Consider the following 19,076-nt stretch of genomic DNA (forward strand, 5'->3'; position numbering starts at 1 on the left):
GATTCGCTTCTACTATCAATTTAACGACATCGCCTTTTTTAAACATCACTATGGGGAAGCAACCTTTGAAAACGTCCTTTACGTTATTTTCATCTGTTATTTCTACAGCAAAAGCGCTAACTTCGATTCCTTCATCACTCGCTGCAAAACTGGCTAAAGCGGCATTGCCTATTTGTCCCGCTAGTGCAGAACCCACTGCAATTGCCCCTGTTGCAGATTGAGTACTGGTATTTAAGTTCTGCATCGTTTCACGCGTCAATAAATCTGTGACTTCACCCTCAACGATAAAAAGTCGTGCTTCTAATTCTTCTATGATTTTATCTGTTTTTTTAAAGCTCATTATTTTTCCGACTTACCATATTTTTCTTTATCGGCTTGTTGGGCTAAATCTAAATGATATGTATATTGTTCCCAACGATCAGGGTATTCATCCATTTTTATTTTATTTTTCCGATTAATTGCAAAAACTGAATAATTATTTAAACTTGCCATACTTGGTTTATAAAAACCTAATTTTCTTAATATAGCTTCTAATTCGATACTTTGTTCATCAAAACTTGCACCAACTTTCCAACCAATAAAAATAAAAGTTATACAAATTACAAAAATGGTTATTAATATATAGTCCTCTAACAAAGCTTCAAAAGCCCCCATTAAAGTAATAGAAATGATTCCAAATAATATCGAAATAATTCCTAATGTTATTATTAACTTTAACCCATATATTCGATACCTCATTCTACCTTTTATGATTTGTTGACTAGTCCAAATATAATTGTTCTTTTGATCAATCACGGCAGCCACTCGATCGTATTTTCTATCATAAGGATTAGCTTCTACTATCAATTTAACCGCATCGCCTTTTTTAAACATCACTACGGGAAAACAACCTTTAAAAATATGTTTCTCATTATTTTTATCTGTTATCTCTACAGCAAAAGCACTAACTTCTATCCCTTCATCACTTGCTGCAAAACTGGCTAAAGCTGCATTGCCTATTTGCCCAGCCAGTGCAGAACCCACAGCAATTGCACCAGTTGCAGGTTGAGTACTCGCATTTAAGTTCTGCATCGTTTCACGAGTCAGCAAATCAGTCACTTCACCTTCAACGATAAAAAGTCGTGCTTCTAATTCTTCAATGATTTGATCAGTTTTTTTAAAGCTCATTATTTTGCCGACTTACCATATTTTTCTTTATCAGCTTGTTGAGCTAAATCTATACGGTAGGTGTAGTCTTTCCAACGTTCATGTCCATATCCTTTATTATCCTCTTTATTTTTCCAACTTAAATCGTTTAAAGCATATTCCTGTAAATTCATTCGGCTCGGTTTATAAAAACCCAATTTTTTTAAAATGGCTTCTAACTCGATACTTTGTTCATCAAAACTTGCACCTATTCTCCAACCAATTAATATAAATATAAATATAAATATAACAGTAATTATTTGGATTCCAATATCACTAATTAACATTTGGGCTATTGAATCTGATATAAAAAAATCAAAAACTAAGGAGACAATAAAAGCAAAAAAACTAATTCCTCCCATTAATTTCATTCCAAATATTCGATATTTCATCCTCCCCTTAACGACTTCTTGCCCTGTCCACATATAATGATTCTTTTGATCAATCACAGCAGCCACTCGGTCGTATTTTCGATCATAAGGATTCGCTTCTACTATCAATTTAACCACATCGCCTTTTTTAAAGATCACTACAGGGAAACAACCTTTAAAAATATGTTTTTCATTATTGTTATCTGTTATTTCTACAACAAATGTACTAACTTCGATTCCTTCATCACTGGCTGCAAAGCTGGCTAAGGCGGCATTGCCTATTTGTCCAGCCAGTACAGATCCCACTGCAATTGCACCTGTTACAGATTGAGTACTGGCATTTAAATTCTGCATTGTTTCACGAGTCAATAAATCTGTGACTTCACCTTCGATGATAAAAAGTCGTGCTTCTAATTCTTCAATGATTTGATCAGTTTTTTTAAAGCCCATTATATTTTTACCTTTTATACAAAAAGCGCCTGATAATCTTCTATTTCTTGCTGTTCAGGCATTAATTTATTTGTTTTCAATGTTCTAAATGTCGAATGCTTACACCAGCGCTCTAATTTGGTAAAGTCCATATAAATCAATATAGCAACCTCCCCAAGTGTTAAAACAAGACCTATACCTGATGCCCATGCAATACCACGTAAGAGTCCATTTCGAACAATCTCCCGTGTAGCCTTATTCAATACCACCATTGCTGTTGAACCAAAAAGTCGGGCTCCTAGCCTTTGAATCGCAGGGCTTCCTCCCACTTCTTTTAAATAATTCATCAGTGGGCCAATATAAGTTAAAGCGGCACATATTCCTAATACAGTACTAACAACACCAGTTAGACCTCTGACATAATAAAGATATTTAAGTGAACGATTAATATCTCCAACTTGAGTACCATATTTTTGACCTTTTATAAAATCTAATCCACAAGTAATACTTCCAGAAAAAGCACTCAAACTTCCTGCCGCCCATTTGATCCCTGCGCGTTGTATATTGGCTGCACCTTTGGTTGCAGCAGCACCTGCTCCACTATAAACACTCTGACTGGCAACCTCACGAGCACCTTTTGCCAATCCATAAAAAATATCCAAGCCAAAAGCCAATAATCCTGATACAGATGCGACTAAAGCTGCGATTTGTGCTGCATTTTGATATTTTCCTGAACTAAGCATATGGGCTAAATTAATCGACTCGATTAACACCAAAATTCCAGATGCTCTGACTTGATGGTAGTTATTGGTATGGTTTGCCATGCCTTTACTACCGGTCTTTTCAATTTCTTCTAGGGTTAGAGCTACTTGTTGTTTTTTCGCCATTGCATCGTCCATTAATCTATCTAAAGATTGAATGGTCGCCTGTTTTGCTGCTTGAGCAGAAAGTAAGCCTAAGTTTTTTTGATTTACATCTACGTTTGCTCTTACCGTATGTTGCGGTAATTGTTCGGGATTAATACCATAGACCACATGATTAAATTCTAATTTAGATGCCAATTCACCCATTTGAGCGAAAAGCAACTTTTGTGAAATTGCTCTTATAAATTGGCTTTCTGCATTACTTCCCATACCTGCCCTAAAAACAACACGAGCAAAGTTGGAGACATAGAGCATCACTTTCTTTTCAGGTTTGAAGAACTTTACATTCCAAGTATTATTTTTATCCTGATTTCTCGCCCATTCATCCCAAGCAGAATCAGTTTTCTTTAAAAAATCTACCAATAATTTTGTAGCTTTGATGCCAACAGCAGTAAAATCAGTGGCGTATTTTTTAGCATCATCATGCTTAGCTTTCGCTTCGAGTTGGTTGCTATATAAACCACGTATAAAAAGATTTTTACGCTCAAATTCAGGTTTTTTGATCCAACTATCTATTTTTTCAGCACTTGCTGTAGCACCTTCCATCCCAAAAAGCATACTCGCGACATGCGCTTTAAACGCACAACCATTTTGCAAATCATGATCATCATATACATCCAAAGCATCAAGTAAGCTTTCTGAATTAATCCAATTTAAATGCTCTTGCGCACGCTGGTTAGCAACATGAAGCGCAGTACTATATTTCCCTGCTGCTTCCTGTTTAAACGCTTCTGCTTCTTTAAAATCGATATTGTCTTCACAGACTTGAAAGTCTGCTTTTAACTTTTCCAGTCGAGATTGCTTTTCTATTCCATATTGTTGATTTTGCGCATTCACTTTTCGTTTATGATCTTGAATCATAATATCTCGACTTTTTTCAAGCCTTGCGACCTCGGCAAAATCTCTGGCTTTTTTTGCATCCGCAATTTGTGTATCTATAACATTTAAATAAAACCGATCTTTTGTTTCTAAATAATCAATTCGAGATGCCGTATTTTGAGCATTTGTTAAAATAGATTGATGTGCTTTTTGCTCTAAACTTCCTTTCAACGTATCTAAACGTTGCACAGCATCTAATTTTCTTTGATTGCTCATCCCATTTTTATCTTTTGCTTCTAAGTAATCATCTACAGGTGCATAGGCTTCATTTCTGTAATCATTTAACTTAACCGTGATCCCAATAGGGTCATACAACGCAATAGAAGCAAAGGCTTTCGGTTTTTCATTAAATTTCGTTAAAATTTTACCCCATCGGCTTGCACCAAACGTTAACGGTTGATCAATTGCACCTTTTAAGGTTTGAGCATTTAAACAATGCGCTTGTTGTGATGAACCTCCTGCCCAAGCCGCTACATCCACCTGTTGCCAGCGACCTAAACGTACATATTCATCTGCTTTTTTTTGATACTCATCTCTTTTCGCCTTGGTCATTGGGACATGCGTATAAATTAAATAAACTTTCTCAGCCAAGTTCGATGCAATATATTCAACTGTGACAAATGAGGAAAACAAAGCATGTTCATTTCCATTACAAGAAAATTCTTGTACTTTCGCTGGTGCAGTTTTATCTAGGGGAAAAGAGGATAAATGACCTAATGGCGTAACAATATAACCAATCCACTCAAAGCCTTTTTTACGCTTCACCATCGCATAAACATAGCCAGAATCAATCATTTCCGTTGTATATTTTGAATAAGATAAAGCGATATTTTTTACATTTTTACCCAATAAACCAGAAAGTTCTGGTGCTTTTGTCTGCGTGACGCTATAACGCAAAGGTAAAATTTGTAAGCCAGGTTTTCGGCAAAAATTACATTTATTTGCACCACCTTTTGCTGTAGATGTTTGCTGATTTGCACCCACAGCTTGTTGGGTCATTTCTTTGATCTTGCCGCCTGTATCTATTTCAATTTTACGGCTAGATTTATCAACAGCCCCATATTTATTCAATGTGCCAGCAAAGGTTGCGTCATTTTTAGACGTTGTTGTTGCTTGGATTTCTTCCAAATGTCCAAAAGGTTTATAGACTGGAGTTTTATTTTTATTATTAGCCATGATGACCATCCATTAAAAGATTTAAATCATTTTTTATCGAACCCCAATATTCTTCAGCGATGAAATCCATAGCTTCCGTAAAATTGTAATTTTCAGGCTCAGTTTTCCAACATTGTTTTAAAACACTTTCTACATATGGATGCTTCATAAAGTGGCGACCTAAGACTTCGCTATATAAACCATACGTAACTAAATCGGCATACCCTGTAATCTGATACTGCTCATGTGCTAGATACAAATTTTTAAGTATTTGTTTAGGTTCAATTTTATTAATGTCAATCTGATCAAATTCACTAGACTTTCTAAAAACCAAATTGCAAATTTCAATCAGATCTAAAGCCAAAGATTGCTGTTGGTTTATTTTCCTTATCGAGTAACTTACCCATTTTTTCTCATTTGTTTTTTCCCAATGAAAATTACCTGTAGGATGAATAAAACGCCATGAACTAAACATGCCAAATAAGCTATTCATATAACTTTCATTAAAAATAGCATCTAAATAAATCATTACTCTTGGGTCATACCATCTGAATAAAATTTTAGATTCAATATCATCTACAACTAAGCTTTTCTTAAACCTATCATTTAATTCATTATTCTTAAAATGAGTCGTTCCAAAACCATGTACAAGATACCGATCATTCTCTACTTTACGATTATTTACTATATGTTCAGCAAGCTCTTGCCCAACATTTTTAAGTACTTCTACATCAATGATTTCAATAAAAAATAGTTGGGTATCTTTATAACTATTTCCTAAAGCTAAAGGTAAGTAAATAATGTTATCACTATTCAAATTCTGCTTTAAATCATCAAATATATTCGGTACTAGCGTTTCATCCAATAAAACTAAAAGTCGATTATGTTGATTAAATAATTGCTCCATTTCATTATAAACAGCATCAACTGTATTTGATTCTTGTGTTATTTCTGTCCGCTTCAAATAATGTTTTTGCATTATAAAGCCACCTTTGCAGCACCATTCTGCGCCGCTTGCCCTTGTTTTGCTGAACAATCTGGTAAATTTATTGCAGGTAAATTCACAGACTCAGGTGAAGTAAACACATGCTGCCCACCTCGATGTTCCAACACAAGATCCGTGATCAATGTAATTCCCGCATCATCCAATTTAATTTGTCCATGATCAGTCGTAATCGATACCCCTTTCGGCGCACTAATCACAATCTGACCATCTACAGAACTGATTTTCATGTCTAATTTGGCGAAGATCTCCATCCCATTCGATTGGGCATGAATACTGAACTTGCCTTGAGCTGCAACGAACTTAACGTCCTGTATTGAAAACAAGCTCATTTTGTTTAGGGCATGTACGATGTAATTATTCTGTGTACTGACATTAATGCTGTTCCCTGCATAATGGTTAATCTGTCCATCTGCCGAGAAATGAATATCTTCTTGTGTTGTGAGTGCAATACCATCGGGTGAGTTAAGTAGTAATAAAGCTTTGTTAAATTTAGCAATGTCTTGTTTGATTTCACTGGCAAAGGCTTTGAGTTGTTGAATCGATTCTATTTCATCTATGTGTTGGTTTTTGGCAATTTCACTCAGTGCTTTTGTGTTGCTTTGGCTATGTTCGAGTTGTTGTTTGGCCTGTGCTGCATCAAGGTGGTCGCCTTGCGCCTGTTGTTGTGCATCGGTGCTGATCAGTAAGCCCTGTCCTGCTCGTACTGCTCCCCAGTGTTCGGTTCTCAGTTCAAAACCTTCGCCTCGGTCTTCGCTTTCTGCTTGGGTTTTCGGATGGCTCAGTTTACCAAGGTTGAGTTGGCTTGTACCATGACTGCTGTGGAGTTGGCTGCTGATTTGTCCTTTTGTGTCGTCAAAGCGCAGTTGGTTGTAGCCTGTGCCTTGGTATTCTTTGCTTTTGATCCCTGCCAGTTTTTTGGTTGCGGGTAGTTTGCCTGTGTTATCGAATTGGGTCGGTTGGCGTTGTCCTTCGTGGATGCGTCCTGTGACAAAGGGTCGATCGATATCGCCTTCAAAGAAGTCGATCACCACGATTTCGTTTATACGAGGGAGGAATCTGGCGCCATAGCCTTCGCCTGCCCATGGGGTCAGTACATCAACCCAAGCCGAGTCGGTATCGTTGTCGTTCGCACCTGCGCCACTATCATGGCTGTGGTCTTCATTGCGGGTAAATAGGAAGCGGACTTTGATGCGTCCCCATTCATCGACATGGATTTCTTCGCCACTCGGCCCAACCACTCTGGCGCGTTGTGGGTGTGCGATTGGACGCTGTTTGAGTGGGTGGTATTCTGGAACTATAGCAATGTTGCGACGTTGTAGGGTCAGGGTGTTGGCTTGGCGTTGTTCTGTGTTGTTTTGCTTATTGCTTTGCCAATGGCTTTGTTTAAGTAAGTGGTTGATTTGGTCGTTGAGGTCTTTGGGTAAGTTGTTTTGGTTGTAGAAGCTTTTTGCGGTGATCAGGAATTCGTTGTCTGCGTCTGTATGTTGTTCTATTTCTGGATGTTCGGTGAATTCGAACCAGTAGCCGACGTGGGCATCTCGTACTGTGGATGTGGCTGTGAATTGTTTGGCTTGTAGGCTGTGGTAGTTGTTGAGGTTGTCGTTAATTTTTTCGATTTGGCGATTACCTGATGGGCTTACGCCATCTGTGCCATTTAGGTCGGGTATCCATGCCGGACTGTAATACCATGCTTGTTCAAGGGAGAGTCGGCTGTTGTCTTGGTTGTCGCTGTGTTGTTGTTTGCTTAGGACTGAGCCTACACCTTCTTCAATATCGAGAATGTCCGCTTGCCAGCGTTGCAGGTGTACTGCTGTGGGTTGGATTGAGCGTTGTCCAATAAAGTGGGTAATGCTGTCTGTTTGTTCGACGGCACTGCTACGGTGGAAGCGGATGTTGCGGCGTTCTAGGGATTTGTATGCGCTGTTATTGTCAATCAGTCTGAGGTTTTGTGCTTGGATGGGGTGTTTTGTATGCGGTACGCTGAGTTGGGCTTCGTCTATTAATGTACTTACTCCTTCTTCAGCAAGCAGTCTTTGAATAAAACATATATCACGTTCATTGTACTGCATTATAAAGGGACGTACGTCGTAGTCTTTGCAGAGTCCACTTAGGTCTAGGCTGAGGCTGGATGCGAATAAGGGGCTTTTGGATTGCCATTCTTTAAATAGTATTTGGATGACGTCTATCGCTGTTTTATTCATAAACACGCGTGAATTTCTTCTGTGTTTCCACAGTGCGGTTGGGTCTTCAACGGTGAGGCGATAAATCGTGAGTGCGCCATCACTTGCGCCTATTTCTGCTTGGGTGATGATGCCTGAAGTTCGTGTCAGTTCGGATCGATCTGTCACTATGTCGATCGCGACTTGGCTGGCAATGAATTGTTTTAATGGGATTTTATCGTTGGTCGATAGGCAGATGAGTTGTAGTTTGATGCCTGAGTTGAGGGCATGTGTGCCTTCGATATGTTGTAGAAAGACTTGTTGGTTTAAGTGGTTATTGCTGAATTTTAGGTGTATGGCGCGTTTTTGTGCAGTGAGTCCAATGCGTTCTAGGGCGGTATAAATATTATTGTACATTGGTGACTCTTGATTGATTATTATTTATTAGCCAAACTTAACATTATTATGAGCTTATAGCAATTGTTGTAATCATTATTTTTCAACATAAACCATTGTAATAAAATAATATTTGTTTGATTTTTCATGTATTTTAATTGCAGTTATTATTATAGTTTTCTACTTATTTTATTTAGAAATTAAATTTTTTAAGACTTTCTCATTATCGACCTAAAAAGCATGCTTTTTCTATCGCTCGACGATTGACCAAACCCTGAACAGTCTTCCCACCCGCTTTAATCCAAACATCAAATTGATCACTTGCAGCAGCATAGTTCCCAGTATTTAAAAGCTTCAATAAGGTTGAACTCTGAAAAGCACCAATACCAATGTTATATGTTAGCGATACTAATGCATCAAATTGATGCTAATTTAATGGTACTTGTACAGCTTTAAATACAGCAGTTTCAAACCGTTTTAAATCATGAAACATATAGTTTTGAGCTTGTTGAATCGTACAACAGTCGCCATCTTGTACTTTCTGTCCATGCGGAAAAACCGTTGTACCAAATCCGATTGTCCAAATACCTACACTGTCTTGGTAAGCATTTAAGCGTAAGCCTTCAAAGTTAGAAATCAGTTGAACGCCTTTTTCACTAATCTGAGCTACCCTATCCTGCGCATAACCAATATTTTGATTTGATGCTTGATCAACAGCAATTGCAAAATCATTATTTGAATGATGTTTTTTTGAGTTAAAAATTGCTGAGATCAATTTTGAAATGATTGTAGAAAACGATATATTCATAATTTAACTCAATAAAATTACTTGTATTTTAAGCGTTCTTTTTATCAATATAAAATCTTTATACGATAAATTTTGTAAAAACTATCTTAAGTATTTCCAAAGACTGACATCAATAACATTATTTTCCTTATTCAAAAAATAAGAGATTTTCAAGTATCTAAGAATAAAACCATACAAAAAGTATGTGTATATCACATAACATTGCTAATACTACAATTTTGTTCAAAGAAATACCCAGATTTTGAATTGTTCTACTATGTTTAATGTGCTATCAATAAATAAGTGAACAATTAAAAATTAAGGAGAAATATTATGCTTTATAAACACATTCTTCTCGCAATAGATGATTCTCCTATTTCTTATGCTGCTATCGCACATGCAGAAAAACTCGCAATTGCTTTGAATTGTAAAATAACGGTGACGAGCGTGGTTGCTGTTGATCCATTTAAGGGGGTCGATTTTTATAAAGTTGCTCCTGCTGTTACCCAATACTTAATGGAAGCAGAACAGAATGCAGTCAATCGCTTAAAAGACGTTCAAGAAACCTTAATCCACCATGGTGTAAGTGCCGTCGATACTAAAATTGTTAGAGAAGTTCCACCTGCAACAGGTATTTTAAATGCAGCGGATGAATTGAATGCAGATCTAATTGTCATGGGTTCACATGGTCGCACTGGTTTCAAAAAATTCTTTTTAGGTAGCGTTGCACAAGAGGTATTGTCTATCAGTCCCTTGCCTGTATTGATTATTAAATCGGTTAATGGGATTGATTAATAGCTCATATGTCGTGGATTTTAGTGATTAATAGATTGATTTATTGAAAATAAATAGGAGATTTCCTCATGTCATATCAACATATTCTTGTTCCAATTGATGGTTCTGATATTTCTTATTCTGCAATTCAACATGCAGCAGAAATAGCCAAAGCTTTTGGAAGTAAAGTAACTGCTATTAGTGTTGTATCTGAAGACCCGTTTGCAGCAGCAGACTTTTACTACACTTCTGCAATGTTGAAGGATTACGTTAAGGAAGCTGTTAAAAATGCAGAAGAATCTTTAGTCAAAGCAGAACAAATTGCGCAACAACAAGGCATTACTATCAGCACTCAAGTGGTTAAAGATGCTGTTTCTGCTGAAACAGTCGTAACAACCGCTGAGGAATTAAAAGCAGATCTTATTGTGATTGGTTCTCATGGTCGGAAAGGCTTTCAAAAGTTCTTTCTAGGTAGTTTTGCTCAAGATGTTTTGGGTCAAACACAGTTGCCTGTTTTGATTGTGAAACAGTAATTCTATATATGCTCATTCAAACCCACTGAGTAAAGTGGGTTTTTATTTTTAAATCAAACATTTTAGATTTAAGCGTTGGTTTAGACAGCAATCACTTTAACCAATATGGTTTGAGATTCCTCAAAATCATCAAAAATTTGTTTACGTGTTAATTCTTTAGATTTCACTTTAAAATCATGATTTTGATAATGAACTATATTTGGAATTTGGTCGAAATAATTCGCATCGGCTTCTATACTTTCTTCAAATAAAGGTGTGCCTAGTTGGTATTCTCTACTTTTAAGGACAACATACTTAACTGTAGTTTTCATATAACGCACTCCTTTTTCATATGCACTTTATTTTTATTTATATCACTTTTTTGCACAGTTGAAATATAAAAAATCATTAAATTGTTTAGTTATTCCCCAATTAGCCCTAAAAAAAGAAAACCCACTTTATTTAAAGTGGGTCGACCGTAAACGTACAGCCTGATTACGCTAAATTATCATTATTCAAATGCTGTAGTTCTTGTCATTCTCTTTAGTTTTTTCTTATTGAATGTATTATCTCAGTAAAATATGACAGCGTTATTGCAAAGTCTGTATTTTCTTAGATTGAAGAAGTATTTTCCTCACCCTTATATAAACTTGACTCATAATTTAGTATTGTTTAATAACTTAGATATTCAAAAATTTAAAAGATCTTGGAAATGCAATGAATAAAATAAATATTTGTTTATTAGGGGATTATTCAGATCAAGTTTTAGCACACACAGCTATACTTGCATCGATGCAAATTGCTAAAGAAAAATATAAAGATCAACTGTTTTATCAATGGGTTCAAACTTCTGATATCGCTCAAGACATTCATTCTCAATTTTCTAATTTTGATGCTGTTTGGATTGTCCCAGCAAGTCCTTATGAGAATACTCAAGGTGTTTTAGATGTCTTATTCTATATAAGAACGCAACACATTCCTTTCTTAGGTACTTGTGGTGGTTATCAGCATGCACTTATTGAATATGCCAAGAATGTTCTTTTTATTCATGATGCTGATCATGCAGAAATCAATTCTGATGCAATAAATCCAATTATTCTGCCGTTGTCTTGTTCACTTATTGAAAAAACTGAAAAAATAATGGTTATGAAAGATTCATTACTTTCCCAAATTTATGCTAATACTGAGTTTGAAGAACAATTTCATTGTAGCTTTGGGTTTAACCATCATTATTTAAATCAATTTAAATCTCTATCATTTAAATTTTCAGCTTTTAATTTATTAGATGAGGTTCGTGCATTTGAACTTATAGACCATCCATTTTATATTGGAACATCATTCCAACCTGAACGTAGTGCGCTTAAAGGGGCTTTACATCCACTAGTTGAGCATTTTTTTCTTTCAGCAATAAAATATTCTGTAGTACGCTTTGCAGAGAGTGGCTAATACTTTTTAATGTAGAAAACTAAAAGTATAGACAACAGAAATACCAGACCTACTGCACTCGATTAATCGTTCATAAATAACTCATTAAATTGAATAAATACAATTTTACTACGGCTATTGAAATAAATTGATTCACTTTTTTACTAAAAAACGGTAAATTTTACACATTCTGCACAAGCAATAACACAAATGAATAGGAAGCGTTATGAAACTTCAATTTGCTTTAATTTCTTCTATAGCATGTTTAACTTTAGTAGGTTGTGCAGGTTCTTACCCTGAAAAAGTGGTAACCAAAGGACCTTTAATCTGTGAAGCAAACGAAGTTTGCCCTGAGCTTGCAATGCGTTGGAATGAAGAAAAACGTAATGGATTTAAAATTACAGCTGAAATCAATAATTCAAATAAATACGACATTAAACAATTTGTATTTTTAGTTGATGGTCAACCTTATGCTTATTCAACCATTAACCCAACGCAATATATTGGACAAACTTCATCTAACTCGATCAATGTTCCAGTGAGTTTCTTAAACTCTTTCCGTAATGGAAAAGAAATCACACTCAAATTAGTCACTGACCAAGGTGATATTGAACGTCCTCTTTTAAAAGCAAATGGTCAACAATCATCTGCTTACTTAACATTCTTAAAAGGTTATACAGGTCAAATTACACAATAATTTGAATCGTTAACATTTAACAAATAAAAAACCAGACTAGATGTCTGGTTTTTACTTTTTATACATTGCATCAATTTTAGCCTTTTCTTCATTTGAAATATCTTCCTCCATATGAAAACATTCACGATACACACTATGTAATTGATGAATATACTTTTCTTTAGATCCATGTCTCAATAAAATTTGAGCAACCATTATCGTAAAATTATTAGATTGTTTAATAACTATAGCGATTTGCCTATCATCTAATCCAACTTGTCTACGAATAATAGAATGGCTTCCGGAATGGACAATGTTATTTAAATGATTCATCGAATAAAATTTAAATTGTCTGAACTGTTCAACTATATGACTAATTTCTTGGACATGGCTTAATTCATCAATCATTGCCGATACCATAGGTATTTTATAATTTCTGAATAAATCATCTATCGATGAGACTTGTAGTTTCAATACATCGTTATTTGATGCAACCATTAATAACCAATATGCTCGTACAACTGATTCAAACTGAATTCTAAATAAAGCTAAAGCAGATGTAATTAGTTTATCTTTTAATAGAGTTTTTACAGCAATACCATGATCGATTGATAAATTACAACATTGGTAAACTAAATCTAAACGTATTCCACCATCTATAAAATATGATTGTTCTAGTTCTAAATATAGCTCATCAATCATTTCCATTGATTTATCAAATAAATTCATAAACTTCCTTGCAAAAAAAGCCAGATCGAAATCTGGCCTTAAATTAAACAACTACTTCGGTTCAATCGGTGCAAATGGTGCAACAACATCAGCATTTTGCGCACGGTGACGCATAAAGTGATCCATTAAAACAATCGCAAGCATGGCTTCTGCAATCGGTGTAGCACGAACGCCTACACATGGGTCATGACGACCTTTGGTCAAAACGTCGGTATCTTCACGATTGATATTAATCGTTTTACCCGGTGTGGTAATTGAAGCCGTTGGTTTTAACGCAATCGCAACACGGATGGTTTGACCAGAAGAAATCCCACCTAAAATACCGCCTGCGTGATTCGCCAAGAAACCATCTGTGGTTAATTCATCACGTGTTTTATGACCAAACTGACCTGCTACTGCAAAGCCATCTCCAATTTCAACACCTTTAACGGCATTGATTGACATCATGGCATGGGCAATATCTGCATCTAAGCGATCAAAAACAGGTTCACCCCAACCCACAGGTACTTTTTCCGCTAAAATTTCGAGTTTCGCACCACAGCTTGTTCCTTGTTCACGAAGTGAAGTAACTAAAGCTTCAAAACGTGGTACAGCCTCAACATCGCCACAGAAAAAAGGATTGTTTGGAACTTCATTCCAGTCCAGAACTTCTGCAACTTCTGTTCCAATCTGAGTGACATGTCCACGAACAGCGATACCGAATTTTTCAGCTAAATACTTTTTGGCAATTGCACCTGCGGCAACGCGCATAGCTGTTTCACGTGCGCTAGAACGCCCACCACCACGATAATCACGGAAACCATACTTTTGCGTATAGGTATAATCTGCATGACCAGGGCGAAATGTTTGCGCAATATTACCGTAATCTTTTGATTTTTGGTCAGTATTGCGAATCAATAAACCAATCGATGTACCTGTAGTTTTACCTTCAAAAACCCCTGAAATAATTTCAACTTCATCAGGTTCTTTGCGTTGTGTCGCAAACTTAGATGTTCCGGGTTTACGTCGATCCAAATCTTTTTGTAAATCTGCTTCGCACAATTCAAGTCCTGGTGGAACGCCATCCACAATGGCCATCAAGCCAGCGCCATGAGATTCACCACAAGTCGTTACACGGAAGAGTTGTCCAATACTATTACCGGCCATGCTGACGACTCCTTAAACTTGAGTAGATTGAATAAATAAATCACGATATTGACGACATTGCGCAGCAGTTAAAGCAAAAATACCTGAACCACCGTTTTGGAACTGTAACCAATAGAAATCAACTGTATTAAAGTTTTGACGCATTGCCCATTCCGAATTACCCACTTCAATCACAATTAAGCCATCTTCAGTCAGATAATCTGCTGCTTGTGCTAACATTTTACGCACTAAATCTAAACCATCTTGACCTGCTGCAAGTGCAAGTTCAGGTTCATGGTGGAATTCATCAGGTAAATCCGCCATGTCTTCTGCATCTACATATGGAGGATTTGAAACGATTAAATCATATTGATTTTCAGCAGGGATTTTTGCAAACAAATCCGATTCAAGTAATGCCACTTGATATTGCTTATCGTGGTGTTCCGTATTGATTGAGGCAACTTCTAAGGCTTCTTTAGAAATATCTGTTGCATCTACTTCTGAATCAGGGAATGCATAAGCCAATGCTATCGCGATACATCCTGAACCTGTACACATATCTAAAATACGTTGTGGCGTTTTAGCTCGTGCATTTTCAGGTAATTGATTATTCGCTTCACGCGTTTGACCATTTTCGTCTAAACAATAAGGTGCAAAACGATTATTGATCAATTCTGCGATTGGTGAACGTGGAATCAATACACGCTCATCGACATAATAAGGTTTATCGCAGAAATAAGCTAAATTCAATAAATAAGATGTCGGAACTTTTTCGTTGATACGGCGTTCTAAAAGACTTAAAAATTCTGCTTTTTCACTTGGTAATAATTTTGCATCCAGAATTTCAGCATCTGCTTTCCATTCTAGTGACATTGTTTGCAAAACCAGAGCTGAACTTTCAGCAAAATAATCTTCTGTACCCTGACCTAAATGTGCATCGTATTGACGTAATGCTGTAACACCAAAGCGAATAAAATCACGAATTGTTGTTAAGTTTTCAGCAGCTTCCTGTAAATGTTCAGGGCTAATAGTCGGTCGATCCACTTAAGGTTTCTCCAAGGTCATATTTTTAAACAGCTTATGATACCTTGTTTTGAGTGACTTTTATAATGCTTTCAAACTTTTTCACGATCTGATTTCAAAACAGATCCCAAAACAATAAATTTTTATAATCTGAATGAAAGTCTTTCTAGCATATTTGCTCGGTTGACTGTTTCTTTCAAAGCACAAGTGTAATATTTACTTTTATAAACTTCTGATACGGACTTATTTGTTTCATCACAACGCTGATCCCTAGATTTAACCCATTGTTTTTGATATTTTTTTTGTGCTTTCTTTTCTTTTCCTGAATATAAAACTAAAGTTTTCTTAAATAATGTTTCTACACGGTCGTCTTGAAACTTGAACTCATCTTTTGCACAGTTTGCATAACTTGCACTTCTAGAACTGACACAAGCTAGATAGTCGGAACTATACCCCATTGCATAAATAGGCATTGGCAATAGTAAAGCTACTGTTAACCCCAAGTATTTTAACGACATTAAATTTTCCCTATCAAAAATCATTATTTTAATTTAAGTATTTCATCGCATTCAGTTTAAAAGATTTAATAAAAAATACAATCAATAAGAAAGTGAATGATTAAATTAACCTGAGCTCGGGATAAGATATATTCCCAACTATATGATACGCGGAAACGTCAGTCGCATTGTTCGAGGCCGAGCTACATCTACAATATACTGTTTTTGCAATATATTAGGTACTTGATGGTATCTGTCGAGTTGGCGACTGACAAATGGTTTTGCCTACTTTTCCCGAAAGAAAAGTAGGTCGAACCGAAGGTTAATCCTTACATTTGACTTTAAACGATAAGACTCCGCTGCGCCTGATCAATCTTTTCAATAACTTACACTAGAGTTTATCCCGAACTGACGTTAAATTAGCTTTTATCCTCTGTACTCATATCACGATCTATTGGCTAATGGATATCACCACCCCATTTTTTAATGTGATATAACCTAATTCAGGGTAATACCAAGTTTCATCTTTACCTCTTGACGTGGTATAGGATCTTTTTCGCTCTGGTGCTCCCCAGTTTGTAGTTTTAATGACTTGATCACCTTTCATTCCTACTTTGGGCTCTCGTGTAGCTTTCCATTGTTGATATTTTTGCGCATCGCTCAACGAAGCTTGCGCATGATTTAAACTATTTTTTGATGCTGAACCTGTACACGGTTTACCCTGATATACCGTATGACCTTTATTGGTACAGGTATAAACTTCTGCTAATGTGCTTTGTACATACAACAATGCAACCACCCCTAAAATTTGTTTCACTACGCACCCACCACGCATCTAAGTTTTTTAGATTTATTTTCTTATTCATTATTGTTTATTTTTAAAACAAATCAACAACTTTAATCCTAAAAATAATTTTATATGTGATGCAGTTCTTAAAATCCAACCTTTCACTTGAAATTACCAATATTGACCTTTATATATAGCAATAAGTTTTAAACTTATGCAGAACTCAGGCAATTTATGAGCTACAAACACAACAACCTTTTAGCGATGCGTCAATCATGGTGGGATGATGAATCAAACCCATCTGTTCAAACTGAAAAACAGTTTTTCCAAAATACCTTAACTGCACTCGGTGTCTATGAAACGCCTTCACTTGACGATGTGAAATACTTTTTCTTTAGCCTACCTAGCATTATCATTGTAAAAGGTTATGCACTTGGATTTACAAATCGAAGTGTTCAAGACATGATTACACATCATATTGAAACGAATAAACAATCTTTAATGCTCAAAAAAGAGATTAAAATTCAATATAGAATGTGAACTTCAAAATAATTCTGCTAAATGTGCGATTCAAATCAATGAAAGTAAAAATATATCGCTCCGTTTAGCGATTTGAACTATTTAAATAGCGCTATTGCATGTAATATTCTTCACAATTCATCATCTTTTCGAATCTCTATAAGGATTTTATCTTCATGTCAGATCAGAACGAAAAGCTCAAACAGTTAAAAACCTCTTCAATGGATCGTCGCTTATCAATTGCAAAAGCGTCATTGTTAGCGGGAACACGCTGGGCGGCTTCAAGTGCTAGTTCAATGTTTTCAAGTGAAGAAGAGAAAGAAAAGAAACGTAAGCAAGCCATGAAAGAACAAGCCAATTATCTTGTTCAAGAAATAGGTAAACTTAAAGGTTCAATTGTTAAAATTGGTCAAATGATGGCGCTTTATGGTGAGCACTTTTTACCTGAAGAAATCACTCAAGCACTGAATACACTGAATAATCAAACCGTTGCACTTGCTTGGCCAGCGATTAAAGAACAATTAATCAGCCAATTAGGTTCTAAGCTTGACGACCTAACCATCGATCATGAGCCTATAGGGACAGCTTCCCTGGCCCAAGTTCATCGCGCCACTCGAAAATCAGATGGCTTGGAATTGGTACTCAAAGTCCAATACCCTGGCGTGGCTAATGCGATTGATTCAGATATGAGCTTGTTTAAAAACATGCTCAAACTCACACGTATGGTTCCACAAACACGTGAATTTGATCAATGGTTTGATGAAGTTCGTGAAATGATGCATCGTGAAGTTAACTATCATTTAGAAGCTGACACTACTCGTCGTTTTGGTGAAAGACTTAAAACAGATGCACGTTATGTCGTTCCACAAGTGATTGATCATTATTGTACTGACCAAGTTCTATGTATGACTTTTGAACGTGGTGTACCGATCAATAGCCCTGTCATGCTGTCTTTACCACAAGAGCGTCGTAATTTACTCGGTGAATCTTCACTCGAAATCGCAGTTCGTGAGCTGTTTGAATGGGGTGAAATGCAAACCGATCCGAACTTTGGTAACTACTTGGTTCGTTTAGGCAATGGTGAAGAGATTAAAGATAAAATCATTTTGTTAGATTTTGGTGCAATTCGCCAATTTGATGCACAACTTCTTCAAGTTGCACGTAATTTAATCAAATCAGGTTATGACCATGATAGCCAAGAAATGGTTCATTCAATGTCAGGCTATGAATTTTTCGACGAAATGCCATTAAGCATTAAACCTGATATGGCTAAAGTCTTTCTTCTTGCCACAGAAGCATTCAGCACACTATTAAACAATCCTGACCTACCTGCTGGTGTGATGGATGAACAAAACCGATATGACTGGAAAAAGAGTCAATTACATAGTCGTGTTATGCAACGTGCATCTAAATCGATGGCTTCACGTTACTTTAGTATTCCACCAAAAGAGTTTATGTTTATTAGCCGTAAATTTATTGGTGCTTACACATTTATGACCGTGATTGATGCTAAAACCAATGTACGTAAAATGGTCACTCCCTTTTTTAAATAAAAGCTAAATTTTCTATTTCAAATAGAATCTAATCATTTAAATTAAATGTCAGATTTGTCAATACTCAACTTTTGTTGGGTATTTTTATTTCTAAATAACATTTAAAATACAATAGATTAAATACAAGTTTAAGCACCCTTTAACCACTTATCTAAGGTCAATGACT

17 protein-coding genes and 2 pseudogenes are annotated in these 19,076 nt (G+C 36.1%); 6 read left to right on the forward strand and 13 right to left on the reverse strand.

The annotated features are described in order from the left end of the window. The 7 genes and pseudogenes from CDA10_RS02590 to CDA10_RS02620 all read right to left on the reverse strand — a co-directional run. Nucleotides 1–340 (reverse strand): annotated as a pseudogene (locus tag CDA10_RS02590) (putative type VI secretion system effector); the annotation flags it as partial. Continuing rightward, entirely contained in the window at nt 340–1,167 is an 828-nt protein-coding gene (locus CDA10_RS02595; protein ID WP_089603963.1) for a putative type VI secretion system effector, read from the reverse strand. The gene CDA10_RS02595 and the pseudogene CDA10_RS02590, both read right to left, overlap by 1 nt. Continuing rightward, nucleotides 1,167–2,006, reverse strand: coding sequence for a putative type VI secretion system effector (locus CDA10_RS02600; protein ID WP_089603964.1), 840 nt, complete (start codon nt 2,004–2,006; stop codon nt 1,167–1,169). The genes CDA10_RS02595 and CDA10_RS02600 overlap by 1 nt, the downstream gene beginning before the upstream one ends. A gap of 14 nt (nt 2,007–2,020) precedes the next feature. Continuing rightward, nucleotides 2,021–4,963, reverse strand: a complete 2,943-nt coding sequence (locus CDA10_RS02605; protein WP_089603965.1) for a T6SS effector BTH_I2691 family protein — start codon at nt 4,961–4,963, stop codon at nt 2,021–2,023. After that, nucleotides 4,956–5,921 (reverse strand): hypothetical protein, encoded by a 966-nt coding sequence (locus tag CDA10_RS02610; protein WP_228704585.1) that lies wholly within the window; start codon nt 5,919–5,921, stop codon nt 4,956–4,958. Before CDA10_RS02610 ends, CDA10_RS02605 begins: the two co-directional genes overlap by 8 nt. After that, on the reverse strand, nt 5,921–8,524 hold the full coding sequence (locus CDA10_RS02615; protein WP_089603966.1) for a type VI secretion system Vgr family protein: 2,604 nt from the start codon (nt 8,522–8,524) through the stop codon (nt 5,921–5,923). Before CDA10_RS02615 ends, CDA10_RS02610 begins: the two co-directional genes overlap by 1 nt. 202 nt (nt 8,525–8,726) lie before the next feature. Continuing rightward, nucleotides 8,727–9,311 (reverse strand): annotated as a pseudogene (locus CDA10_RS02620) (lysozyme). Between the two features lie 312 nt (nt 9,312–9,623). Here CDA10_RS02620 and CDA10_RS02625 point away from each other — a divergent pair. Both CDA10_RS02625 and CDA10_RS02630 read left to right on the forward strand, forming a co-directional pair. Further along, nucleotides 9,624–10,085 carry a universal stress protein gene (locus tag CDA10_RS02625; protein WP_089603967.1) on the forward strand — a complete coding sequence of 154 codons (462 nt, stop codon included), beginning with the start codon at nt 9,624–9,626 and terminating at the stop codon, nt 10,083–10,085. 68 nt (nt 10,086–10,153) lie between these two features. After that, on the forward strand, nt 10,154–10,597 hold the full coding sequence (locus CDA10_RS02630; protein ID WP_089603968.1) for a universal stress protein: 444 nt from the start codon (nt 10,154–10,156) through the stop codon (nt 10,595–10,597). 80 nt (nt 10,598–10,677) lie between these two features. On the opposite strand, the gene CDA10_RS02635 is transcribed toward CDA10_RS02630, so the two are convergent. Further along, the gene (locus tag CDA10_RS02635; RefSeq protein ID WP_089603969.1) at nt 10,678–10,908 is read right to left on the reverse strand and encodes a hypothetical protein; all 231 of its coding nucleotides are present in this window, start codon (nt 10,906–10,908) and stop codon (nt 10,678–10,680) included. A gap of 385 nt (nt 10,909–11,293) precedes the next feature. On the opposite strand from CDA10_RS02635, the gene CDA10_RS02640 reads away from it, so the two are divergent. Together CDA10_RS02640 and CDA10_RS02645 are read left to right on the forward strand one after the other, a co-directional pair. Then, nucleotides 11,294–12,022 carry a CTP synthase C-terminal region-related (seleno)protein gene (locus CDA10_RS02640; RefSeq protein WP_089603970.1) on the forward strand — a complete coding sequence of 243 codons (729 nt, stop codon included), beginning with the start codon at nt 11,294–11,296 and terminating at the stop codon, nt 12,020–12,022. Between the two features lie 205 nt (nt 12,023–12,227). Then, nucleotides 12,228–12,698, forward strand: coding sequence for a hypothetical protein (locus CDA10_RS02645; protein WP_089603971.1), 471 nt, complete (start codon nt 12,228–12,230; stop codon nt 12,696–12,698). Nucleotides 12,699–12,749: 51 nt separating this feature from the next. On the opposite strand, the gene CDA10_RS02650 is transcribed toward CDA10_RS02645, so the two are convergent. From CDA10_RS02650 to CDA10_RS02670, 5 genes are all read right to left on the reverse strand, one after another. Beyond that, nucleotides 12,750–13,406 (reverse strand): DUF6988 family protein, encoded by a 657-nt coding sequence (locus tag CDA10_RS02650; protein WP_089604104.1) that lies wholly within the window; start codon nt 13,404–13,406, stop codon nt 12,750–12,752. A 51-nt stretch (nt 13,407–13,457) separates the two neighbouring features. Beyond that, nucleotides 13,458–14,552 carry a chorismate synthase gene (gene aroC / locus CDA10_RS02655; protein ID WP_089603972.1) on the reverse strand — a complete coding sequence of 365 codons (1,095 nt, stop codon included), beginning with the start codon at nt 14,550–14,552 and terminating at the stop codon, nt 13,458–13,460. A gap of 12 nt (nt 14,553–14,564) precedes the next feature. Continuing rightward, nucleotides 14,565–15,575, reverse strand: a complete 1,011-nt coding sequence (gene prmB, locus CDA10_RS02660; RefSeq protein ID WP_089603973.1) for a 50S ribosomal protein L3 N(5)-glutamine methyltransferase — start codon at nt 15,573–15,575, stop codon at nt 14,565–14,567. Between the two features lie 122 nt (nt 15,576–15,697). Next, nucleotides 15,698–16,072: a lysozyme inhibitor LprI family protein gene (locus CDA10_RS02665; RefSeq protein ID WP_089604105.1), complete on the reverse strand. Its 375-nt coding sequence runs from the start codon at nt 16,070–16,072 to the stop codon at nt 15,698–15,700. A gap of 430 nt (nt 16,073–16,502) precedes the next feature. Next, nucleotides 16,503–16,868 carry a DUF4124 domain-containing protein gene (locus CDA10_RS02670; protein ID WP_157909339.1) on the reverse strand — a complete coding sequence of 122 codons (366 nt, stop codon included), beginning with the start codon at nt 16,866–16,868 and terminating at the stop codon, nt 16,503–16,505. 204 nt (nt 16,869–17,072) lie between these two features. On the opposite strand from CDA10_RS02670, the gene CDA10_RS02675 reads away from it, so the two are divergent. Together CDA10_RS02675 and CDA10_RS02680 are read left to right on the forward strand one after the other, a co-directional pair. Next, nucleotides 17,073–17,378 (forward strand): hypothetical protein, encoded by a 306-nt coding sequence (locus CDA10_RS02675; RefSeq protein ID WP_089603975.1) that lies wholly within the window; start codon nt 17,073–17,075, stop codon nt 17,376–17,378. A gap of 155 nt (nt 17,379–17,533) precedes the next feature. Then, a complete protein-coding gene (locus CDA10_RS02680; RefSeq protein ID WP_089603976.1) occupies nt 17,534–18,910 on the forward strand; it encodes an ABC1 kinase family protein in 1,377 nt (458 codons plus the stop codon). Nucleotides 18,911–19,076 lie beyond the last annotated feature (166 nt).

The organism is Acinetobacter piscicola (assembly GCF_002233755.1).
GTDB lineage: Bacteria > Pseudomonadota > Gammaproteobacteria > Pseudomonadales > Moraxellaceae > Acinetobacter > Acinetobacter piscicola.